Below are 20,267 nucleotides of genomic sequence, written 5' to 3'. Positions count from 1 at the left end.
TTCGAACATGTATCGGATCTATGCAAAACTGGGCGCAGCCGGGATCGCTGCGGCCGCCGTGGCCGCGCCGCTCGCCGCTTTCGCCCAACAGGGCAGCGCCGAGGCGGCCGAAGCCGTCGCCGTGGGCGGGGGCACCGCCTACATCCTCAACACCTTGCTGTTCCTGATTGGCGGGTTCCTCGTCATGTGGATGGCGGCGGGTTTCGCGATGCTGGAGGCCGGGCTCGTCCGCACGAAGAACGTGTCGATGCAGTGCCTCAAGAATATCGCGCTCTATGCCATTGCCGGGATCATGTTCTGGTTCATCGGTTACAACATCGCCTATCCGGGGGATTTCAACGGCTATTTCGGCCTTTCGGGGATTATCTATCCCATGCAGGGCGTCGGTGACGCCGATGTCGAAACAGGTTACTCGGTCGCGTCCGACTGGTTTTTCCAGATGGTGTTCTGCGCCACGACCGCCTCAATCGTTTCGGGCACGCTGGCCGAACGAATCAAGCTGTGGCCGTTCTTGCTGTTCACCGTAATCCTGACCGGGATCATCTATCCCACCGTCGTGAGCTGGGAATGGGGGGCAGGCTTCCTCGATCAGATGGGCTTCTCCGATTTCGCCGGCTCGACGCTGGTGCACTCAACCGGGGGCTGGGCGGCATTGACCGGGGCGTTGATCCTGGGTGCGCGGCTTGGCCGATATGGCGCTGATGGCAGGGTCATGGTCTTCCCCGGCACGAACATCCCGCTCGCCACGCTCGGCACTTTCATCCTCTGGCTCGGCTGGTTCGGTTTCAACGGCGCGTCGCAGCTTGCCATGGGAACGGTCGGCGACGTATCCGACGTGTCGAAAATCTTCGTGAACACCAACATGTCGGCCTGTGCCGGTGTGGTCACCGCGATTATCCTCACACAGGTACTGTACAAGAAAGTCGATGTGACCATGGCGCTCAACGGTGCGTTGGCCGGTCTGGTGTCGATTACGGCCGAGCCGCTCACGCCGAGCGTGCCAGCCGCGCTCTTCATCGGTGCCATTGGCGGCGCGCTCGTGGTGGCGGTGGTTCCGCTTCTCGACAAGCTGAAGATCGACGATGTCGTCGGTGCCATTCCCGTCCACCTGTGTGCGGGCATCTGGGGCACGCTGATCGTGCCGCTGACCAATGGCGATGTGCCGTTCATGGCGCAGCTCATCGGGGTGGCCGCCACCGGCGTGTTCGTCTCGATTGCCAGCGCCATCGTGTGGTTCGCGCTGAAGTTCACGGTTGGCCTGCGCCCGACCGAAGAGGAAGAGATGCTCGGCCTCGACCGTGTCGAGGTGGGCGTCGATGCCTATCCGGAATTCGTCAATCGCTAAGGCGCTGACATCCTTCTTGGCGGGGCGGGGCTTTCTCCTCTCCTCACCCCTCTCCGCCTCCACGCGTTCCTCCTGTGAACGCAACTCGGGCCGGAAGCATTGCGCTTCCGGCCTCTTTTTTGCACATCGTGCAGGGCTTGCGATATTGTCGCCGCGCGGTCAGAACCGGTGTCCCGCATCCAAGGCCAGGCAAAAGGCGCAGACCATGAAATATATCATCGCCATCATAAAGCCGCACAAGCTGGAGGAGGTGCGGTCCGCGCTTGCCGACCTGGGCATCGCGGGCATGACCGTGAGTGAGGTTAAGGGCTTCGGCAGGCAGAAGGGCCAGACCGAAATCTATCGCGGGGCGGAATATGCGGTGAACATGGTGCCAAAGGTCAAGCTTGAGATCGCGACCGACGATATGCTTGGCGAGCGGGTGGTCGAGACGATACAGTCCGTCGCCAGCACGCAGGCGATCGGAGACGGCAAAATCTTTGTCCTCGATCTGGCTGAGGCAGTTCGGATCCGTACGAACGAGACTGGCAGCAACGCCCTTTAGATCAGGTCACCCTTCTGTACGACCGGCGGAGAGCATGTCGATCATCTGACGGATTGGCGACACGTCATAGCCGGCCTGTGCGGCCTTCGATGCGATTACCGCCGGCGGATCGCCGCGTTTCGCGGCGGCAAGCGCCCACAGCATCGTCGAACGCGTGCCCGACCGACAATAGGCCAGCACCGGCCCCTCGGCATCCGCGAGAGCGGTCAGCATGGCATCCACCTGACCCTGTCCGATGCCCGCATGCGTGACGGGGATCGCGACATAGTTCAGACCGCTGGAGCGGGCTTCGCTGGCGATGGCATCGCCTTCGGGCTGATCAGCATCCTCGCCGTCGGGGCGGTTGTTGACGATGGTGGTGATGCCAAGTTTTGCGGCAGCGGCGATTTCGTCCGCCGCAATCTGCGGACTGGCGTAGAAATTGTCGTCGATCTTGCGAAACTGATTCATGCGATTTCCTGTTCAGCGGTGCCGTTTTTGAGGCGGCGATTGCGTTGGACCATGTTCAGCACCTCGACCGCGACGGAAAAGCCCATGGCCGCATAGATATATCCCTTGGGCACATGAAACCCGAAACCATCGGCGATGAGCACCAACCCGATCATCACGAGGAAGGACAAGGCGAGCATCACAAGGGTCGGATTGTTCTCGATAAAGCGCGCGAGCGGATCTGCCGCGACCAGCATGATGCCGACGGTGATGACGACAGCTGTCACCATGATGGGGATTTCATCGGTCATGCCGACCGCGGTAAGGATCGAATCGATGGAAAACACCAAGTCGAGGGCAATGATTTGAACGATGGCGGCGGTGAAAGTGAGCTCCGCCGCGCCCTTCGTCTTGTCCAGCAGATCGCCCGAATTGTCTTCGGGCTCCATGTTGTGGTGAATTTCCTTGGTCGCTTTCCAGAGGAGGAAAAGCCCACCTGTCAGCAGGATAAGATCGCGGCCCGAGAACGCGGTTTCGAAGGTCGGCTGTCCATGCGGGCCGGGGGTGCCGCGCAGGCCGAGATCGAACAGCGGGGTTTGCAAGGTCACGAGCCAGCCGATGAGCATCAGCAAACCGATTCGCATGACCAGCGCCAGAATAAGGCCGATGCGGCGGGCCTTTTGCTGTTGTCCGGCCGGCAACTTATTGGACAGGATCGCGATGAAAACGAGGTTGTCGATACCGAGCACGACCTCGAGCACGACGAGCGTCAGCAGCGCGGCCCAGGCAGACGGATCGGAGAGAAGAGAAATAATATCCACTGCTTGTCCCTGCCAATATGCGATAATTTGCGCAAGGCGACGATGGCATGCGCGCATTGAAAATTTCGCGGGCGATCGCCGTGCTGCACAAGGATTGCCGATCTTATGCGCAAATCATTCGCTATTGGTTCCAAAATGCTTTATAAAAAGAAAGTCAGTGGAAATCCCTCATCAACGATGCGGGGTCCGATCGCATGGCGTGCCCCGTCCGCTCGTCATGCGATAATAGGCGTAGGGCGCGATTTGGGAATGTTTTCGGTTTATGGGTTTTGATAAAGGTCGGCGCGGCAGGGGTCGCGACAAGCGCGAAGGTTTTGGCGAAGACAGCTACGACCCGTTCTCGCAGGGCGGCGGTTTCGGGGGAGACCGCGGCGGCTTTGGCCATGATCGCGGGGGCGGTTTCGGTCAGGATCGCGGCTATGGCGATCGCGGCGGCTTTGGCAATGACCGCGGCGGCTTTGGCAATGACCGCGGGGGATTCGGCAATGACCGCGGCGGCGGCGGCGGCGGCGGCGGCGGCTTCCGCGGCGGTGGCGGCGGCGGCCGTATGCCCGCGCAAGTGGTCGGCACGGGCCGTGGCACCGTCAAGTTCTTCAATTCCCAGAAAGGTTTTGGCTTCATCCAGCGCGACGATGGCGGCGAAGATGTGTTCATCCACATCAGCGCGGTCGAGCGTGCCGGCCTCGAAGGGCTTGGCGAAGGGCAGGAGCTGGAATTCAACCTTGTCGATCGCGGCGGCAAGGTTTCGGCAGCCGATATTCAGGTCGTCGGCGACATCGTGCCTCCCAGTGCGGGCGGTCCTGCCAAGCGTGAAGCGCCGCAGCGCGAGCTGACCGGCGAAAAGGCGACGGGCACGGTCAAGTTCTTCAACTCGATGAAGGGCTTCGGCTTCATCACCCGCGACGATGGCGCGGCCGATGCTTTCGTTCACATCAGCGCAGTGGAGCGCTCGGGTCTTCGCGAACTGAACGAAGGTGATCGGGTGGAATTCGACCTCGAAGTCGACCGCCGCGGCAAGCATTCGGCCGTGAATCTGGTCCCCGTTCAGGGTTGATCGAAAGCGCTCGCGTGCAGGGTTTGACCCCGCGCTTGCGACAATCTAGAGAATTGCAAATGGCGGCGCCGGTAGGTGTCGCCATTTGTCGTTTCTGAAATTGCCGGGCCCGACGCGGGTCCCGGCATCGGAATACAAGCCAGAAGTGTCATACAAGGAAGCCAAGTCATGTCGATCACCCCGTTGATGCCCGTCTACCCGCGCTGTGACGTGCGTCCGGTACGTGGTGACAATTGCCATCTGGTTTCGGAGGATGGGCGGCGCTTCCTTGATTTCGCCAGCGGGATCGCCGTGAACCTGCTCGGTCACTCACACCCCGGACTGATCGGCGCGATTCAGAAGCAGGCCGATACCTTGATGCACGTGTCCAACCTGTATGGCAGCCCGCAGGGTGAACGCCTTGCAAAGCAGCTGGTCGACGCGACCTTTGCAGATACGGTGTTCTTCACCAATTCGGGTGCGGAGGCGGTCGAGACGGCCATGAAGACGGCACGCGCCTATCACCAGTCGGAAGGTTCCGCCGAAAAGTTCGAGATCGTTACTTTCAACATGGCGTTCCACGGGCGAACGATGGCCACGATCAGTGCGTCGAACCAGGAAAAGATGCACAATGGGTTTCATCCCCTCCTGCCCGGTTTCCGCTATGTCGAATTCAACGATCTCGATGCGGCCAGGGCGGCAGTCGGGCCGCATACTGCCGGTTTCCTGGTCGAGCCGGTGCAGGGAGAAGGCGGCATTCGCGTTGCCGACCAGGCGTTCCTGAAAGGGCTTCGCGACATTGCGGATGAGAACGACCTGATGCTCATTCTCGACGAGGTGCAGTGCGGCGTCGCGCGGACCGGATCGATGTATGCTTACGAGCAATTCGGTATCGAGCCGGACATCCTCGCCACCGCGAAAGGTATTGGCGGCGGTTTCCCTCTGGGCGCATGTCTCGCGACAGAGAAGGCAGCCCGCGGGATGGTCTTCGGCACGCACGGCAGCACCTATGGCGGCAATCCGCTTGCCATGGCGGCGGGAAGCGCGGTGATGGATGCCGTGACTGACGACGCATTTCTTGGCCACGTTCGCGAGATGGGCCAAAAGCTACGCGGACGGTTGGAGCAGTTCATCGGCAATTACCCCGAGCTGTTCTGCGAAGTGCGCGGTCTGGGTCTTATGCTCGGTGTGCGCATGACGGTCGAGAGCCGTCCGTTCGTCGCGCATCTACGCGACAATCACGGCTTGCTGACCGTGGCGGCGGGAGAGAACGTCGTTCGGATCTTGCCTCCGCTGGTGATCGAAGACGCGCATATCAATGAATTCATGGATAAGCTGTCTGCTGGCGCTTCGGATTACAAGCCATGAGCGTTCGGCATTTTCTCGATCTTTCCGACGCCGGGGCGGACGCGATCAAACGTATGATCGACGAGGCGAGGGCAAGGAAATCCGCCCGGACCGATTGGCCAAAGGGGCGTCCCGACGCGGATGCTCCTTTGGCCGGGCACACGCTCGCCATGATTTTCGAAAAGAATTCGACCCGGACCCGCGTTTCCTTCGATATGGCGATGCGCCAGCTTGGCGGCACATCGCTGATCATGGAGGCAGGAAGCATGCAATTGGGCCGCGGCGAAAGTATCGCCGATACGGCACGCGTATTGTCGCGAATGGTCGATGCAATCATGATCCGCACCGATGATCATGCAAAGGTCGAGGAAATGGCGCGGCACGCCACGGTGCCGGTGATCAACGGCCTCACGGATCGTTCGCACCCGTGCCAGATCGTCGCGGATCTGCTTACCATCATGGAGCATGGAAAACCGCTGGAAGGGTTGGAGCTCGCCTGGTTCGGAGACGGCAACAACGTGTTGCACTCCATTCTCGAAGCGGCGGGGCTTATGCGCTTCAATGTTCGGTGCGCCGTTCCGGAGGGGTTCGCACCGTCGGATGAGTTCCTCGCCTTCGCCAGGGAACATGGTGCGCGTATCGATGTCGTGACGGATGCCCGCGCCGCGGCTCAGGATGCAGATATTCTCGTCACGGACACCTGGGTATCCATGGGACAGACAGAGGCCGATGAAAAGATCGCGGCGATGCAGCCCTATCAGGTCAATGCCGGACTCATCGCCTACGCAAAAAGCGACGCGGGTTTCCTGCACTGTTTGCCCGCACATGTCGGAGACGAGGTGACCAAGGACATTTTCGAAAGCGAGCAGTCCTGGGTATGGGACGAGGCCGAAAACAGACTTCACGCCCAGAAGTCGATCTTGTTGTGGGCGCTGGGGCAGCTGTGACCAAGGTTGATATGCCGGAATCCGTTTTCGATTCGCTCGTCGCGTTTTCGATTCCCGATCGCGACGCCCGCGGGCGTTGTGTTCGGATGGGCCCGGTCCTCGACACTATCCTGTCGGCGCACGACTATCCGCCGCCAATTCGCCACCTTCTTGCAGAAGCACTCGTGCTGACGGCCCTCATGGGCTCGCTTCTGAAAGGGGAAGGTGGACAGCTGACCATGCAGGCGCAGTCGGCTTCGGGACTGATCGACCTGCTGGTATGCGATTACCGTGATGGTGCCGTGCGTGGCTACGTCAAATACGATGCGGAGCGGCTCGTGGCGCATGGGTCGAACACGTCACTTTGCGATCTTTTCGGCGAGGGCGCGCATCTGGCGATGACGTTCGACTTGGCCGAAAAGAAGCAGCGCTACCAGGGTATCGTACCGCTGGACGGCTCCGACCTTGCCCAGGCGTGCGAGAGCTATTTTCGTCAGTCCGAGCAAGTGCCGACGATCTTGCGCGTGGCGGTCCGTTTCGATGGTACGCATTGTTTTGCCGGCGGACTGCTGATTCAGCATTTGCCGCAGGGCGAAGAAGGCCGCGAGAGACTCCATGTGAAGATGGACCATCCGGACTGGGAGCATATCGCCGTCATGGGCGGGAGCGTTCGGCATTTCGAACTCGTCGATCCATCGCTGACGATCGAGCAGATATTATGGCGTCTGTTCCACGAAGAAAACGAGATACGCATCGAGCCTATGCCTGCTCTGATGCGCGGATGCCGATGCACGGCCGAACACTACATCGACGTGCTCTCTCGCTTCCCCCCCGAAGAACGGATCGAGATGCGGGCCGACGATGGCCTGGTCCACGTCGATTGCGCGTTTTGTTCGAAGGTGTTCCGGATCGAAGTTTGACGCCCCCGCTTGCATGCGGTGGTGCCGAACGGTAGCGATTCGGAATGACTGAAAACAATCAAAGCCAGAAGCCGGCGGTCGTCCTGCTATCAGGCGGGCTAGATTCCATGGTGTCGGCGGGCATCGCGAAAGAGCATGGCTATACCATCAATGCTCTCACTATAGACTATAATCAACGGCACAGGCGCGAACTGCAAAGTGCTGCCCGGATTGCCCAGGCACTGGGCGCGACGCGCCATTGTATCCTGCCATTGGATTTAAGTGTTTTCGGCGGCTCAGCGCTCACCGATGACATTGCGGTGCCGAAGGGTGGATTGGGCGATACGATCCCCGTGACCTATGTGCCCGCGCGAAACCTTGTCTTCCTGTCGCTTACCCTTGCCTGGGCAGAAACGATTGGAGCGGAGGATATTTTCATCGGGGTGAACGCACTCGATTATTCCGGATATCCTGATTGTCGTCCGGAATTCGTCGCTGCTTTTCAGAACATAGCCAATCTCGCGACGAAGGCTGGCGCGCAGGGCAGCCGTTTTCGTATCCGAGCGCCGCTTCAGCATATGGGAAAGGATGAGATCGCAGCGGAAGCGCTGCGCCTCGGGCTCGACCCGGCGATGAGTTGGTCCTGTTATGATCCGCGTCCCGATGGTCGGCCTTGTGGGCTATGCGACAGCTGTCGGTTGCGGAGAGATGGGTTTCGCAAAATAGGAGAAAACGACCCTCTCGATTATCCTGACTAAAGACACAAAAAAGGGGCCGGATTTCTCCGGCCCCTTTCTCTTACCGATGGTGATCGGCTGCTTACATGCCCGAACCCGGACCGTAGGTGATTTCCACCCGACGGTTCTGCAGTTCGCGAACACCGTCCGCAGTCGGAACACGCGGGTTGGCCTCACCAAACGCCTGGCTGGTGATGGCGGTACCCGGAATGCTGCGAGCCGTAAGGTACGAGCGAACCGACTGGTTACGACGCTCGGACAGGCCTTGGTTATACTGCACCGTACCCGAACGGTCGGTGTAGCCAGCCAGCATGATCGGAACGCGGTTGCAATTGCCGTAGGCATTGATCGCGCTGTCTAGAATGGTTGCTGCTTCCGGCGTAACCTCGGCCGAATCCCAATCGAAGAACACGATATAGGGGCCGGTGTTGCATTCCGCGACCGGAGCCGGCGGCGGCGGGGGCGGCGGGGGCGGCGGGGGCGGCGGGGGCGGCGGCGGTGCGACCGGAGCCGGCGGCGGTGCCATGCCGAAGTTGAAGGTCAACGTACCGAGCAGCGAGTGCGAGGTGAAATCACCCGAAGCGTCGCGGCCGACGCTGTCGATGAAATCAGCGCCATCCAGGTTAAAGTAACGATACTTCAGGCCAACGTCGACCGTGTCGGTCAACGCTGCACGCACGCCGGCAATCGCCTGCCACGCAAAACGGGTGTCGGAATCGTCGAGGAAGCCGGGGCCGTTGCTGTTGAGAGTGGTGTCCACATCCAGACGACCCACGCCAGCACCGCCGCCGACGAAGCCCTGAATGCCATCGTCATCGCCGAAATCGACCATGCCGTTCAGCATGAAGGAAAGCACGTCAACCGAACCGTTGGCGTCGAAAACGCCATTCACGAAATCGTCATTGCCAAAGCTCGGGATCGAGGAATTCGATTCCAGCTCGTCGATGTCGGCCTTCTTGTAGGCACCTTCTGCTTCGAGACGGAACATGCCGAAGTCGTAACCGACCGCACCACCGAAATCACCGCCATATTCGAAGTCGGCGCTTGCCGCGTTGCCGACGGCGTCAACGTCAAAGTCCATGTCTTCGACGATCATCGGACCGGCATTCAGTTCGACATACCATGCATTGTCGCGGGCAAAAGCCGGCGAGGCGATGACTGTCGAGGCCATTGCCATGCCTATTACGAGTTTACGCATAAGCGTTTCCCCTTATTATCCAAACTATTGATAGAGGCCACGGTGCAGCTTCTACCGTCCATTATAAACGCACGCAAGCGCCGAAGAATTGTAATGCGTTGCATTTGCGCATCACCAAATTCTCAGAGCGGTCACTTCGACAATAGGCTTAAATTCTACCCTCACGTTACCGGGCAAAACCAACGATCTGTCGCTTCGTTCCCGTCACGATGCAATTTCTTCCCCGCCCGCGAAAATGCCCGCGCGGACCAATGCTTCGCGAAGCGCGGCGACGGCGGCCCTGGCCTCGGTGTCGATGTTGGAGCCTCCGGCCGGGAGTTCGACTTCCTGCGCATAAACCCTTCGCCATCGAACCGACGCTGCTTGCCAAGTGTGCGATCGAACACGAGCATTGAAGGCTTCGGCGCGGCGAAAAGCCACTGCCCCTGCTGACGGCATGCGATCTTGTTGTCCTGTCCGTGAAACGCTCCGCTTGCTGCATTGGCTACGATCCAGTTCTGACCGTTCTGGGGGTTAACGGGTTCGCTGGACGCAATCCCCTCCACAACGCATTGAATCAATGCATCGATACGAGAAAGCGCTTCGTTGACGAAATATTCTTTCTGCGCTTGCGCGGCATAGAGCATGGGCAAGGCAAAGCTTGGCGTGCTGTCGTCGAACGTCACCGGTGCGGTCATGGGATATTCCTTTCAAATCTAATGGGCGGCGGGCAGCGTGAGAACGAGAGGTAGCGACAGGGAAACGCGCCCGCGCTGTCGAATTTCGACCTTTGCAAGGGGCGCAAGCCGCGCAGCGTCGACCGGCGAGATCAGAAGGCTGGAGGTGCTGGTTTCCCAGAAAAGGGTTTCGCCATCTGTCGTTCGCGCCGAAATTTCGTAGGCCTCGCTCGCTTCGTTCAAGGGTGTTTCGACCTGATTGAGCCATTGCCATCCGCCGCGCGACCGGCGGACCCAATTCACCGAGATCGATCCATCAGCTAGTGTTTGGACGCGGCCATGAACAGGGACGAGCGACCGCAACGACAGGCCCGCGCTTTCGAACAGGGCTGCCACCGGCTCCGGATCCGCATTGCCAAGCGCTACGATGGTGTCTGGTACCGGGTTGTCTATTGCCGCTGGCGGAAGCGGGGTGAGCCGGTCATCGAGAAGCACGAATTGGGTCCCTGGTTCATGATCGGCAATGTCAGCTTCCGTACCGCCGCGACCCCGAAGAAGCTGTTCGATCCGCCAACGCCCATCGCCAAGAGCGATAGCGTTTGCGAACTGGACGATTTCCGAACCGATCCGGGCTCGATTCGTACCGTTGGCAAGCGACGCCATATCGCAGTCGACAAGTGCCTGGTCGCTCGGCAGCAATTCGATGATGACGCTGCCGTCTCGGTCGATGATGTGGGGAGAGGCGGCGCGAAGCCGCGTCGTTAGCGTTCCAATGACCGCACGGGTGCGTAGCGCCGGCCGGATGTATGCAAGCCCGCCATCACCCGTTTTTTTATAGAGTGCAGCGCCGGTCCACCCAGCCGCATCGGACGATACCGCAGCGTATCCAGTCGGTACGTCGGACGGTCCCACCCCGTCCCAGGGCAGTTCGAAGGCGGCCAGGGCCGTCGATCCTCCAATCCGGTCGACTGGCGGATTTCCCTGTCCGGTCGCGCCCGTCGGCATATGTCCAATCTGCCCGAGCGAGCGGAGAGCTTCAAGCTCCAGTTCGATGCCGCTCTCCCGCCATTCCCATGACAGAACCTGCCAGAGCCCACGCTCACCCGGCACGATGACATGCGCGCCGGGACGAATGTCGGGATGTATCGTCGCAATGCTGTAGGCCATCGCATCGCGGCGTGCATCGCTGCGCGCCGCGATGCGATCGGCAAGCCTTCGCGCATCGTCTGCGTGCATCGTGGCGGGAAATTCGATGGTTTGCGGCCCCTGGACCACTGCTCGGCCTCCGCTGCGTTGCAGGCCCGGCTGGTAATCGCGGTCCTTGTCGTAATAGCGAAGAGCGATTTCGGTCCGGTCCGACTTTGCAGCACGCTGACGCGAGATACCGGTGCGCCCCCCGAAATCGTCGCCCGCGCCCATAGCGGTCGGCGGCAGAACAACCGGCGTTCGTACCGCATCGGGCGTCGCGTCCACGAGAGCGAGCGTTTCATTGCGGCTATCGCAGGCGAGGGGGTAGGCGGTCGATAGTTCCTCAAGAAGTGCCGCGTAGGAGCCAGCTTCGTGGCTAAACCCGCGCAATCCCGGCAATGCCACGTCCACCTCAGCCGAAGCGCCGTCGATCATGTCAATCAGCCGGATGTCGCCGTCACGTTCGATGATTTCGAACGTAAGGGCCGGAATACGGTTTCCGAATTCGGAAAGGTCGAGATCCTCGAACACGACATAGGCCACATCGCGAAAGCCTGGCGTTCGATCACTTCCTCGGTCGCTCGCGATAAGCGGGTCGAGCGGCTGATCCCCAAATCCGCGATAGAGTCGCATCCTGCCGCCGACTTTCAGATCGCCCGCGCTGCCGCGTAGAAGATTGCCGTCTGCCCAGATCCGGCCGATCGCTTTGATCGGCGCGCTCGACAGGGCGACGGCGAGAGATACCGAGTAGGAATAGCTCGTGACCCCCGGTTGGCCCTTGCTGCCGCCGGTGCTTTCCTTGCGTTCGACGAGGTCGGTCGCCCATATGATCGTTCCTGCGGTGCGCACCGTGCCGAAAATGCGCGACAGCGGCTGCCCATAGCTCGACATCGTAACCGACAGGTCCTTGAGCCGCGGCCCTTCTCGCGAAGGCGTGCCGATGATCGCCTGATCGACGGACCGTCCGGCCAATGCCCCAAGCGCCCCACCGAGCGGACCGCCAAGAGCCGTGCCGACGGCCGTCAGTACCAATGTAGCCATCTTTCGTTCTCCTTCGTTATAGGGAAAGGCGCCAACGATGGGCTATGCTCCACCCCCGATCGATCGGCCCGGCAACGATCTTGCGCAAACCTGCATGTGCGTGAATGAAATCGGGGCCGAAGCCGCGGATTGCCAGGTGGGGCTGCATGCGATGAACCCAGGCCACAACGACGTCGCCCGGCGCGTCTCCATCTGCGGGCCATAGTCCGCATTTCTGCGCATAGCCGAGATAGCGTTCGACATCGTCGTTTCTCAGCCTGTAACCCACCGGCAGTTGCGCCACCCTTCCGATTTTCGAGAGCGAGGCATGGAGCAGGCCAATACAATCAAGGCCGGTGGCCGGATCGCGGCCGTGAATACGAAACGGGGCTTCCAAGAACTGCATCGCGGCATGCGCAAGCTGTTCGCCGATCACGATCCGGGGACCGGATAGCGCGTGAGCAGATCGTTACCCGGAAGAAACGGCTCGCCTCGAAAATTGATGGCGTTGCTAAATCTTTCCGCGCAGGTTCGAAGCCGGTGATCGCACCCTTCGCGCAAAAGCGCGCGCGCACCTGGACCGATGTCTTCCGGGATGTCAGGATCAAGTAGAAGCCTCGCGCCGTCGACGGCGATGACACGATGAACCGCTCCGGCGGCATCGCCATCGAGCCATCGCAGCGTGCCATCGAGAAAGTCCGTGGCGGCCATCTGGCCGGATATGGAAACGGAGTTCTGACTGCTGTCGACCGCGACGATCTTCGTTTCATGGCTATGGCGCGCACTCGAAAGATTGCATCCAGGACCGCAGAAGAGCGCACGACACGTCGGACTTGTCCGCGGGATGGGATCAATCGACAAGCTAACCTTGCTCGATGTCAGTTCGGCCTCGAACGCCTCCCCATCGCGGGCAACCCGCCCGATCGTCCCGGAAAAGAGAATCTCGTTTTCCAGATTTTCCCAATCGACAATCCCGATTTCGACCCTGGCATCATCGTAACGGCCAGCGACGAGATCGTCGCCAGTGATCGCTTCGTGATTGAGTGCACCTTGGACTTCGGCACTGTCCGGGTCGAGTTGGGCGGTCATTCGGATCGCCGACGGCACCATGCCGGGGGCGCTGCGATGTCGAATATCGTCGATAAGAAGATCCCGGTCATGCGAGGTAAAGCCAAGCGTCACCCCGTCACGACGGTAGACACGCCAGTAGCTCGCAACTGTTTCCAGTTCGCCGGAAAACCAGTGGCGGGTCATACGGCCTCCCGCAATTCGATGAGCGGTACGCTTGGTGCTTCGCCGGCTGCGAAGACCGCGCTATTTACCTCTATGCGATCTTCGGCGAACCGAACCGGAACGTCGAAGAGAAAGCCGGCACGGACATCCGCATTCCGCGGCGCGGGCCTGTTCAGGTGTATGACGCCCAGATGATCGAGCGTCCACGCATCGGTCTCGACCCCGTCCACGCTGACCATGACAGTGCCCGGCTCCGGCCTGGTGATACGGCGGATCTGCGCATCACTTCCCACACCGTAATGCTTCACCAGTTCGAAACGCGTGCGAACGCCATCGCCAATTCCCAGAAGCTGATCATACGGTGTCGGCGCACCCGACATTGCCATGGAGCTGAAATCATTGGGATCGCGCAGGCGAAATCCGCGCGCGGCACCGCGCCGCGCCCGGAAGAACGAAAGCAGGACGCCGAGTTCATCTTCGGAGCGAATGCCCGGACCCACATCGAATTTCAAACGCGCATCTGACCACAATGTATTGCGGTGCTCGTGTCCCGAAGCGGTCACGACGATGCTGGTCGAAAACTCCGGCATCACCGCCGTGCCGTTGCCCAGTGCGAGCGGGTACGGAATATCGTCGAAGGCTTTCATGTCATTATCCCCTTCGTCATCGTGAGGCCCGCTCTTTGGCAGGCGAACGTAACCATCGCGCATCACTTGCGGCGATGCCCATACGAAGCGGCGCGGCACGCCGCGTTTGGCCGCCTCGTCCAGCCCCTCGTCGATGAGAGGCCACATGCGCGACGCATCGCGTGCGAGGAGGACGAAGCCCGACAGGTAATCCTGCAAGGCCTTCGGATATTTCAGGCGTGCATCCGTTTCGGCGTATGCTACTTCCCGCAAATTGGCACGGCCGGCGGTGAGCCAGTCGTAATCCTCAAGCTGGAGCCGGTCGAAGGCCGGGTAGGCCCACCCGACGGGGAGGTTCGCGCGGCGGGCTTCGGGCATTGCGGGGTCCAGCACGGTCGGCAAGAACGCCAGAAGGCGCAGATCCACTACGCCCCCCGCCTCGTCGCTTACGGCCTCTCCCAACGCTTTCGTGGATGCGGAAAGCAGTGCACCAGCGGTGTCGAGAAGCTGTTTCTGCGCTTGATTCAGCGGGGCCGTCAGCGTGTCGATGCGGGGGGGATTCCCCCCGAAACGAGCCACCGCCGCATCATCATATAGGCAAATGCGTCCGTCCGAAAACATCCACCACCACGGTTCGCCGATCTGAAATCGCACGGGAACTCTGGCCCGGTTCATCAAAGCTGCAGCCGCGCGGCCGACCCGCTGAAGATAGTTCATCGCCTCTTCGTTTGCTGGCGACAAAAGCGATGATGGGGGATCCCACCCGGTCTGCGCAGGATTGCCATCCGCGTCGCGCTGCTGCCATTCCGGCGGGCAATGCATGGCCAGAAGTTCGTAAGACAGCGATGCGATAGGTTCAAAGCCGGTCCGCCGGCATTCGGAGAAAAAAGCAAGATGCCAGACGGCGGCCGCGTTGTTGAGCGCCGGAGCCTGATCATCCACCCGATATTGCTCATTTCCGATCGCAACGAGCCGGAAATAATGGCTCATTCCCATATAGTGAACGATTTCCCCGCGGTAGCCGAGAGCCCTGATATTCCGGATCAGACGTGCCGGCGTCTGCGTGCCGCTATCGTCAAAGGCGGTGCACATGCCGATGCCATGCGGCGGGACCATCACATCGCCAATCTCCAGAACGGCGTTCGCGCCATCCACGGCAATATCGCTGATTTCGACAAAGCTCTCGACCGCGGCGGGCAGATCACCGCCAACGGGATCGTATTCGGGCGGAACCAGCGAAAGAAACAACCTGTCGATATCGGCGCAATGTACCGGATCCGCCTCCTCAGGAAGCAGAAAACCTCCGTCCAGATCGGAAAAATCAAGCGTGATGCGCGCGTCCTGCGGCGTGCCCTGCGCATAGTTCCAGAGGCGCACATACCAGGCACGGGGCCGGCCATCGGCATCGCGCCCTTCAATGGTCAGCGTCGGCCCGTTTATCGCGTCCAGCGGCATGATCCCTGTCGAGCGCCAGCGAAACGAAAGTTTCAGCCGCCGGTAATCCCGGTTCGTGGCATAGGCGGTCAGCGGATGATCAATCGTGTCCAGACTGTCCCAGATCAGCCCGGCAAGGTCGTCGGCCCGGTAGAAAGTGCAATCCACGCGCAGGGCGTCCACAGCGGTCGTCGTTACCGCCGCCATCATCGGGCGCGGAAAGTTTACCGTCCAGAAACGGGGATCGAAACGCTGAATATAGTCGGTTTCCTGCCCTTTGCGGTTCTTCGCGAGCCAATAAGCCACGATGGCCCCCTTTCTTTCATTGTGTCAGCAAAGCCCGGCGCACTGCGCTTGCGACCTGGCGGCTGGAGCGCTGCAGGCTTTGTGCAGAGTTACTTCCGGGCGGCGTCACGAGATTGATCGATACGCGCACATCTCGCGCCGGCGCGGAGACAGGCCCGGTTTCAACCCGCCCTGCGTTGGTGGGTACGAAGAGTTCCGGACCGCGCTCGCCCACGAGATAAGGCATGTTGGGCGACACGTTGCCCCCTGTCGCCCGCCCCGGCAGGCCGAGCACGGCACCCAGAAGGCCCGTGCCGATCCCGAGCAATCCGCCGGCGCCACCGCTTGAGATCTGGTCGAGCCCTGTCCGCAGTGCACGCCCGGCAATCTCGTCGAGAACCCGCATCGCGGTACGCTTCAGATCCTCAAAACCGAGATTGCCGGTCCGTATCGCACCCAGAAGGCTACGTTCGAGCACGCTGCCTGCCCGATCGAAACCTGCGGTCAGCGTGTTGTCGAAATCGGCGCGCATCTTGGCAATGTCGCTGGCGAAACCTTGCGTGCTGGCCCGCACGTCGATCAGCATCGTGTCGAGTTCTTCATCCATTGTCGCGCTCCATCATTCGCTGCATCTCACCGCGGGCGAGCGGTGCTACCGCGCCCGTCTCGGGGCTGCGCATCGCCGTCAGGATGCAGGCCAGTTCGGCCGGCGTCGTTTCCCAGAATTCCTCCGGTCGCCATCCGAGCAACATGGCCGAATGACCGCACAGGCGTTCGGCGACCGAGGTGAATGTCCCCTCCCGCGCGCTGCTCATCCGCTGCCCTGGAGGATCTGGGCGAGTATCGCGCGAAGCGGCGCGGCGCTCGCGGCCAGCCCCTGCGCGGCGATCGCCTCGCCGACGTCCTCGCGCCCGATATCGCCGCGATCGGCGAGGCAATGCCAGAACAAGGCGGTCATCTCGGTCAGCTTGAGCCGGCCATCGCCAGCACGTTCGACCAGTTCGAACAGCGGGCCAAGCTCGTCCTCGGCTGCGACAAGAGCGCTGAAGCTGGGGCGCAGGCGACGTTTGCGACCGGCTATCGCGATCGCTGCCTCACCGCGTGCGGGATTGGCCGTATCGCCGGGCATCATGCCGGCACCGCGACAACGGGTCCGCTGCTTTCGAGCGAGACGGTATAGTTACGTTCACCATTGAAATCGCCGGCGTAATCGAGCCGCTGGACAAGGAACCGGCCCTGCATGCGCGCGCCATCCTCGAAGCTCAATTCATAATCGTCGATGGTACCGGCGAGAACGTGGTCGCGCATGGCGTTTTCCGCCTCGCTTCCCAGGAAGATGCCGGCGGCGCTGACGGAAACCTGCCGCACCCCTGCACCCGAAAGCAATTCGCGCCATCCGCCGGACAGCTTGCTGGTGATGACAACTGCGTCGCTGGTGATCGACATCTGCGTCGTGCGCAGGCCGGCGACGGTACGATAGCTTCCCGGACTTTCGGCATTGCGGATCTTGAGCAGGAATGCGCTGCCTTTTTGTGCGGTCATGGGGTGTTCTCCGTTGGGAAAGGGTCAGTGCGCCAGAAGGCGGAAACGATATTCGAACAGAATGGCGCGGACAGCGGGGCGACGCTGCTCCGTTCGGGCGCGAAGGAAATGCGCGCTCACGATGGTGAAGCCGTCCTGTTCTTCGGAAAGATCCTCGATCGCCTTTTCGATGCGCCGGACGAGCAGCGCCGCCGTCGCGGGATCGTCGCCGCGACATTGCAATTCGACGGCGACGCGAACCTCGCGGCCGCGCCCGGTCTTGTGACTCCAGTCGGTGCTGGCGCTCGTCGTGATAGCGAGCCAGGGAAGGCTTGCGCGTGCCGGCGCCTCTTCCGTGATCGCGTTCAGCTCACTCGACAGAACCGGATTGTCGGCAAAGGCGTTGAGCATCACGCTGCGCAATTCAATTTCCATCGGATTTCTCCCGATCATGGAACGCAAGGTCCGGCCACAACCAGTCAGCGCGGCGCCAGCGCTCCTCAGGCGGCACGTGGCGGCCCGTCTTGCGGCGCACGCGCGCCCGGTTGAGGCCCGCCGAAACAAGGCGCGCCGTCTCGAAGATGACGTCGGCGCGGATCATATGAGGCGCATCCGGCGCCACGGTTGCCACAAAGCGGTCACCGCCATTGGCGGAGCCGGCGTCCCGTCGCCTGTGTCGCGGGCGCGATGGTGATGCGCCGCGAGCCGCAACACACCCTGACGCAGTGCATCCGGAAGTGCGTTCCACCCCGGGGCCATCCCGGCGGTGAAATGCACGGCCACCCTGCGCGCGCCATGAGGATTGATGATACGGAAACGCCCTGTTCCGTCGGCATCCAGCTCCATGGCGAAGGAATCGGATGGAAGAAGGGCGCGAACCCCGTCGGGAGAGACGGTCTCGATGGATGCAATCCGCTGCACCGGCCGGGTGGACAATGTTTGCCACTGTCCGGGCGCGGTTTCTGTTCGGGTCGGCCAGATTTCTTCGCAATAGGCCTCAATCGGGCGCAAGCCGGTGTAGCTTTCGCAAATATCGAGCGCAGAATGGAGCAGGGCGGTCAGCAGCGCATCCTCGCGCGTGGTGTTGATGCCCAGCCATTGCTTCAGTTCGGCAAGGGCCGAGGCCGGCAATGGCACGGGCGCGATGATGGCGCGCTTCATGATGGGCAGCCTTTCGTGTCGGTTGGGGCAAAAAAATGCGCCCGTGCATCGGCGTTAGGGCCATGCACGGGCGCATCAGTTCGGAATGCGCGAAGGGGACACACACGCATCCCTGCAGAAGCGAAAGCTTCCGAAAGGTTCCGGATCAGGCCTCGATGCGAAGCAGCTTGATCGCTTCGGAATCGAGTACCTGCCCGCCGATCCGCTTCGTCGCGTAGAAGTGGACGAAGGGCTTGTGCGTGAACGGGTCTCGCAGGATCGCGGTCGCCGAGCGTTCGGCGATCAGATATCCGGCGCGGAAATTTCCGAACGCGATCGGGCATTCACCGGTCGTGATATCGGGCATGTCTTCTGCTTCCACGATCGGATAGCCCAGCAGACGATCCGGCTGGCCTTCGACCATGCCGGGCTGCCACAGGAATGCGCCATCGGTCGTCTTCAGCTTGCGCACCGCCGCCAAGGTCGACGAATTCATGACCCAGCTCGCCCCCTGGCGATGCGAAGCCTTGAGCGTATGCACGAGATCGATGAGCCGTGCTTCGGGCTCCGAATCGAACCCGATCTCGTCACCCGATCCGATATATTGCAGCGCGCCGAACCCACGCGCCGCATCGTCGAGCGTGGAGAGCGGAGAGTTGAGGAAGCCCGAAGGCTGATCGACGCCGGTGCCCGAAACGAAGGCGCTGCCCTCGGCCCGTGCGAATTCCGCGGCGATCTCGCCTGCAAGCCACATTTCGAGGTCGAACCCTGCATCGTCCAGCATTGCCTGGCTCGCGGCAGGGTTGGCGAAAAGCTCGCCGGTCGGTGGGGCGATTTCGTGGAACGCAGGGGTCGAAGTTTCGGGCCGGGCCGCTGTTTCGCTGACCCAGCCGGAGGCGGTGCCGCCCGCCGTGATCAGCTTGCGATAGCCGGCGGTGCCGGTCTGTACGACCTGTGCGATCTGACGGATCGGGCTGATGTTGGAGAGCGTGCGGGCGATCATGGCGTCGATTTCGCGCGGAACGGCATAGCCGCCATCGCCTGGCACCATGCCCGACATGCTTTTGAGCTCGGTTTCGCGGCCGCTGCGCAGATAGCCGTCCACGAACCCTTCGACCTCTGCGGTCCGGGTGGGCTGGCCGCCGTCGAGCACAGGGCGTGCCGCCGCCCGGCTGACCTTGTCGAGCCTGTTGCGGATTTCGTCGACATCGCCGCGCAATGCCTTGATCTTGTCATCGGCGGCATCCTGACGGGCAACGATGTCGAAGGAAGCGTCGAGGCTCTCCGTCTTGTATTCCATATCCATGGGGAAAATAACCTTTCGCACGTGAAAAAGGCCGCCTTTTGGGGGCGGCCGTTCGGGGTGCCGCTCGCAGGCGGGCGGCATGGGCATCGCTTGCTTGGCGAAGCGAATGGGAAAAAGCGGGCTGCGTTCGCAGCGGTTTGTCAGGTCACGAAATGGGCGCGGGCGCCATGCTGCATGGGCCGGGTGACGAGGCTGACTTCGAAAAGGTCGACCACCTGCAACTCGCGTCCTTCACCGCCGTCCTCGAGCCGCGTGGACGATGAAGCACCGGTCCGATAACCGAAGGACAGCCCCGAAAGGGAACCCTTTCGAAGGAGTTTGGCCGCCATGCTGTTGGGATGGTCGATGCGCGCCACGATCCTCAGGCCGCGATCATCCTCGGTAATCCTTTCGACCCAGCCGATACGCTGATCGGGCCGATGCTGCCAAAGCAGGGGCACGGCCTCGCCGCTCAGCCTTCGCTGCGCCAGACTGCGCGCAAAGGCACCTTTCCGGATGACATCACGCCCGGCGTCGGGCGTATCGAACAACGCGGCATAGCCGGCAAAGCGAATCGCGCCGAAATCATCCGTCGGCATG

24 protein-coding genes are annotated in these 20,267 nt (G+C 61.5%); 7 read left to right on the top strand and 17 right to left on the bottom strand.

Translation table 11 applies throughout. The features are described 5' to 3' along the window. The first annotated feature begins 7 nt into the window (after positions 1-7). Both K4G67_RS14455 and K4G67_RS14450 read left to right on the top strand, forming a co-directional pair. Positions 8-1,345: an ammonium transporter gene (locus tag K4G67_RS14455; RefSeq protein WP_239807028.1), complete on the top strand. Its 1,338-nt coding sequence runs from the start codon at positions 8-10 to the stop codon at positions 1,343-1,345. A 205-nt stretch (positions 1,346-1,550) separates the two neighbouring features. Next, positions 1,551-1,889, top strand: a complete 339-nt coding sequence (locus K4G67_RS14450; protein WP_239807027.1) for a P-II family nitrogen regulator — start codon at positions 1,551-1,553, stop codon at positions 1,887-1,889. A 6-nt stretch (positions 1,890-1,895) separates the two neighbouring features. On the opposite strand, the gene K4G67_RS14445 is transcribed toward K4G67_RS14450, so the two are convergent. Further along, the gene (locus K4G67_RS14445; RefSeq protein ID WP_239807026.1) at positions 1,896-2,339 is read right to left on the bottom strand and encodes a protein tyrosine phosphatase family protein; all 444 of its coding nucleotides are present in this window, start codon (positions 2,337-2,339) and stop codon (positions 1,896-1,898) included. Continuing rightward, on the bottom strand, positions 2,336-3,139 hold the full coding sequence (locus K4G67_RS14440) for a TerC family protein (protein ID WP_239807025.1): 804 nt from the start codon (positions 3,137-3,139) through the stop codon (positions 2,336-2,338). Before K4G67_RS14440 ends, K4G67_RS14445 begins: the two co-directional genes overlap by 4 nt. Positions 3,140-3,401: 262 nt before the next feature. On the opposite strand from K4G67_RS14440, the gene K4G67_RS17585 reads away from it, so the two are divergent. The 5 genes from K4G67_RS17585 to queC all read left to right on the top strand — a co-directional run bounded on the left by K4G67_RS17585 (position 3,402) and on the right by queC (position 8,102). Further along, positions 3,402-4,193, top strand: a complete 792-nt coding sequence (locus tag K4G67_RS17585) for a cold-shock protein (protein ID WP_275588913.1) — start codon at positions 3,402-3,404, stop codon at positions 4,191-4,193. Positions 4,194-4,361: 168 nt separating this feature from the next. Continuing rightward, positions 4,362-5,540 (top strand): aspartate aminotransferase family protein, encoded by a 1,179-nt coding sequence (locus tag K4G67_RS14425; RefSeq protein ID WP_239807024.1) that lies wholly within the window; start codon positions 4,362-4,364, stop codon positions 5,538-5,540. Further along, positions 5,537-6,466 (top strand): ornithine carbamoyltransferase, encoded by a 930-nt coding sequence (gene argF, locus K4G67_RS14420; protein ID WP_239807023.1) that lies wholly within the window; start codon positions 5,537-5,539, stop codon positions 6,464-6,466. The genes K4G67_RS14425 and argF overlap by 4 nt, the downstream gene beginning before the upstream one ends. An 11-nt stretch (positions 6,467-6,477) precedes the next feature. Continuing rightward, the gene (gene hslO / locus K4G67_RS14415) at positions 6,478-7,365 is read left to right on the top strand and encodes an Hsp33 family molecular chaperone HslO (RefSeq protein ID WP_239807041.1); all 888 of its coding nucleotides are present in this window, start codon (positions 6,478-6,480) and stop codon (positions 7,363-7,365) included. 44 nt (positions 7,366-7,409) lie between these two features. Then, positions 7,410-8,102, top strand: coding sequence for a 7-cyano-7-deazaguanine synthase QueC (queC, locus tag K4G67_RS14410; RefSeq protein ID WP_239807022.1), 693 nt, complete (start codon positions 7,410-7,412; stop codon positions 8,100-8,102). Between the two features lie 61 nt (positions 8,103-8,163). On the opposite strand, the gene K4G67_RS14405 is transcribed toward queC, so the two are convergent. From K4G67_RS14405 to K4G67_RS14335, 15 genes are all read right to left on the bottom strand, one after another. Beyond that, positions 8,164-9,279, bottom strand: coding sequence for an OmpA family protein (locus K4G67_RS14405; protein WP_239807021.1), 1,116 nt, complete (start codon positions 9,277-9,279; stop codon positions 8,164-8,166). A 161-nt stretch (positions 9,280-9,440) separates the two neighbouring features. Next, entirely contained in the window at positions 9,441-9,956 is a 516-nt protein-coding gene (locus K4G67_RS14400) for a DUF2793 domain-containing protein (RefSeq protein ID WP_239807020.1), read from the bottom strand. An 18-nt stretch (positions 9,957-9,974) separates the two neighbouring features. Further along, the gene (locus tag K4G67_RS14395; RefSeq protein WP_239807019.1) at positions 9,975-12,164 is read right to left on the bottom strand and encodes a phage tail protein; all 2,190 of its coding nucleotides are present in this window, start codon (positions 12,162-12,164) and stop codon (positions 9,975-9,977) included. A 16-nt stretch (positions 12,165-12,180) separates the two neighbouring features. Beyond that, positions 12,181-12,579, bottom strand: a complete 399-nt coding sequence (locus K4G67_RS14390; RefSeq protein WP_239807018.1) for a hypothetical protein — start codon at positions 12,577-12,579, stop codon at positions 12,181-12,183. Next, positions 12,576-13,397, bottom strand: coding sequence for a DUF2163 domain-containing protein (locus K4G67_RS14385; RefSeq protein ID WP_239807017.1), 822 nt, complete (start codon positions 13,395-13,397; stop codon positions 12,576-12,578). Before K4G67_RS14385 ends, K4G67_RS14390 begins: the two co-directional genes overlap by 4 nt. Next, positions 13,394-15,742, bottom strand: coding sequence for a phage distal tail protein, Rcc01695 family (locus K4G67_RS14380; protein WP_239807016.1), 2,349 nt, complete (start codon positions 15,740-15,742; stop codon positions 13,394-13,396). The genes K4G67_RS14385 and K4G67_RS14380 overlap by 4 nt, the downstream gene beginning before the upstream one ends. 16 nt (positions 15,743-15,758) lie before the next feature. Beyond that, positions 15,759-16,328, bottom strand: coding sequence for a tail tape measure protein (locus K4G67_RS14375; RefSeq protein ID WP_239807015.1), 570 nt, complete (start codon positions 16,326-16,328; stop codon positions 15,759-15,761). Beyond that, positions 16,321-16,536, bottom strand: coding sequence for a phage tail assembly chaperone (locus K4G67_RS14370; protein ID WP_239807014.1), 216 nt, complete (start codon positions 16,534-16,536; stop codon positions 16,321-16,323). Before K4G67_RS14370 ends, K4G67_RS14375 begins: the two co-directional genes overlap by 8 nt. Further along, a complete protein-coding gene (locus K4G67_RS14365; protein ID WP_420830047.1) occupies positions 16,533-16,850 on the bottom strand; it encodes a gene transfer agent family protein in 318 nt (105 codons plus the stop codon). The genes K4G67_RS14370 and K4G67_RS14365 overlap by 4 nt, the downstream gene beginning before the upstream one ends. Next, complete coding sequence (locus K4G67_RS14360) at positions 16,850-17,263, bottom strand: phage tail tube protein (RefSeq protein WP_202086266.1); 414 nt, start codon at positions 17,261-17,263, stop codon at positions 16,850-16,852. The genes K4G67_RS14365 and K4G67_RS14360 overlap by 1 nt, the downstream gene beginning before the upstream one ends. A 24-nt stretch (positions 17,264-17,287) precedes the next feature. Next, the gene (locus K4G67_RS14355; RefSeq protein WP_239807012.1) at positions 17,288-17,677 is read right to left on the bottom strand and encodes a DUF3168 domain-containing protein; all 390 of its coding nucleotides are present in this window, start codon (positions 17,675-17,677) and stop codon (positions 17,288-17,290) included. Then, a complete protein-coding gene (locus tag K4G67_RS14350; RefSeq protein WP_239807011.1) occupies positions 17,667-17,843 on the bottom strand; it encodes a hypothetical protein in 177 nt (58 codons plus the stop codon). The genes K4G67_RS14355 and K4G67_RS14350 overlap by 11 nt, the downstream gene beginning before the upstream one ends. After that, positions 17,840-18,403: a head-tail connector protein gene (locus K4G67_RS14345; protein WP_239807010.1), complete on the bottom strand. Its 564-nt coding sequence runs from the start codon at positions 18,401-18,403 to the stop codon at positions 17,840-17,842. Before K4G67_RS14345 ends, K4G67_RS14350 begins: the two co-directional genes overlap by 4 nt. Positions 18,404-18,548: 145 nt before the next feature. Further along, a complete protein-coding gene (locus K4G67_RS14340; protein WP_239807009.1) occupies positions 18,549-19,688 on the bottom strand; it encodes a phage major capsid protein in 1,140 nt (379 codons plus the stop codon). Between the two features lie 140 nt (positions 19,689-19,828). After that, positions 19,829-20,266 carry an HK97 family phage prohead protease gene (locus K4G67_RS14335; protein WP_239807040.1) on the bottom strand — a complete coding sequence of 146 codons (438 nt, stop codon included), beginning with the start codon at positions 20,264-20,266 and terminating at the stop codon, positions 19,829-19,831. Position 20,267: the final 1 nt, after the last annotated feature.

Origin of the sequence: Croceicoccus hydrothermalis (assembly GCF_022378335.1) — a bacterium.
In the GTDB taxonomy this organism is placed as follows: Bacteria; Pseudomonadota; Alphaproteobacteria; order Sphingomonadales; family Sphingomonadaceae; genus Croceicoccus; species Croceicoccus hydrothermalis.
Note: the sequence above shows the minus strand (reverse complement) of the source record. Positions and strands in the feature narration are given on the sequence as shown.

Excerpts from the sequence above, each read along its gene's own strand:
- K4G67_RS14455 (WP_239807028.1), top strand. The coding sequence starts at position 8 with ATGTATCGGATCTATGCAAAACTGGGCGCAGCCGGGATCGCTGCGGCC.
- K4G67_RS14450 (WP_239807027.1), top strand. The coding sequence starts at position 1,551 with ATGAAATATATCATCGCCATCATAAAGCCGCACAAGCTGGAGGAGGTG.
- K4G67_RS14445 (WP_239807026.1), bottom strand. The coding sequence starts at position 2,339 with ATGAATCAGTTTCGCAAGATCGACGACAATTTCTACGCCAGTCCGCAG.
- K4G67_RS17585 (WP_275588913.1), top strand. The coding sequence starts at position 3,402 with ATGGGTTTTGATAAAGGTCGGCGCGGCAGGGGTCGCGACAAGCGCGAA.
- K4G67_RS14425 (WP_239807024.1), top strand. The coding sequence starts at position 4,362 with ATGTCGATCACCCCGTTGATGCCCGTCTACCCGCGCTGTGACGTGCGT.
- argF (WP_239807023.1), top strand. The coding sequence starts at position 5,537 with ATGAGCGTTCGGCATTTTCTCGATCTTTCCGACGCCGGGGCGGACGCG.
- hslO (WP_239807041.1), top strand. The coding sequence starts at position 6,478 with ATGCCGGAATCCGTTTTCGATTCGCTCGTCGCGTTTTCGATTCCCGAT.
- queC (WP_239807022.1), top strand. The coding sequence starts at position 7,410 with ATGACTGAAAACAATCAAAGCCAGAAGCCGGCGGTCGTCCTGCTATCA.
- K4G67_RS14405 (WP_239807021.1), bottom strand. The coding sequence starts at position 9,279 with ATGCGTAAACTCGTAATAGGCATGGCAATGGCCTCGACAGTCATCGCC.
- K4G67_RS14400 (WP_239807020.1), bottom strand. The coding sequence starts at position 9,956 with ATGACCGCACCGGTGACGTTCGACGACAGCACGCCAAGCTTTGCCTTG.
- K4G67_RS14395 (WP_239807019.1), bottom strand. The coding sequence starts at position 12,164 with ATGGCTACATTGGTACTGACGGCCGTCGGCACGGCTCTTGGCGGTCCG.
- K4G67_RS14385 (WP_239807017.1), bottom strand. The coding sequence starts at position 13,397 with ATGACCCGCCACTGGTTTTCCGGCGAACTGGAAACAGTTGCGAGCTAC.
- K4G67_RS14375 (WP_239807015.1), bottom strand. The coding sequence starts at position 16,328 with ATGGATGAAGAACTCGACACGATGCTGATCGACGTGCGGGCCAGCACG.
- K4G67_RS14370 (WP_239807014.1), bottom strand. The coding sequence starts at position 16,536 with ATGAGCAGCGCGCGGGAGGGGACATTCACCTCGGTCGCCGAACGCCTG.
- K4G67_RS14365 (WP_420830047.1), bottom strand. The coding sequence starts at position 16,850 with ATGCCCGGCGATACGGCCAATCCCGCACGCGGTGAGGCAGCGATCGCG.
- K4G67_RS14360 (WP_202086266.1), bottom strand. The coding sequence starts at position 17,263 with ATGACCGCACAAAAAGGCAGCGCATTCCTGCTCAAGATCCGCAATGCC.
- K4G67_RS14355 (WP_239807012.1), bottom strand. The coding sequence starts at position 17,677 with ATGGAAATTGAATTGCGCAGCGTGATGCTCAACGCCTTTGCCGACAAT.
- K4G67_RS14350 (WP_239807011.1), bottom strand. The coding sequence starts at position 17,843 with ATGATCCGCGCCGACGTCATCTTCGAGACGGCGCGCCTTGTTTCGGCG.
- K4G67_RS14345 (WP_239807010.1), bottom strand. The coding sequence starts at position 18,403 with ATGAAGCGCGCCATCATCGCGCCCGTGCCATTGCCGGCCTCGGCCCTT.
- K4G67_RS14340 (WP_239807009.1), bottom strand. The coding sequence starts at position 19,688 with ATGGATATGGAATACAAGACGGAGAGCCTCGACGCTTCCTTCGACATC.
- K4G67_RS14335 (WP_239807040.1), bottom strand. The coding sequence starts at position 20,266 with ATGCCGACGGATGATTTCGGCGCGATTCGCTTTGCCGGCTATGCCGCG.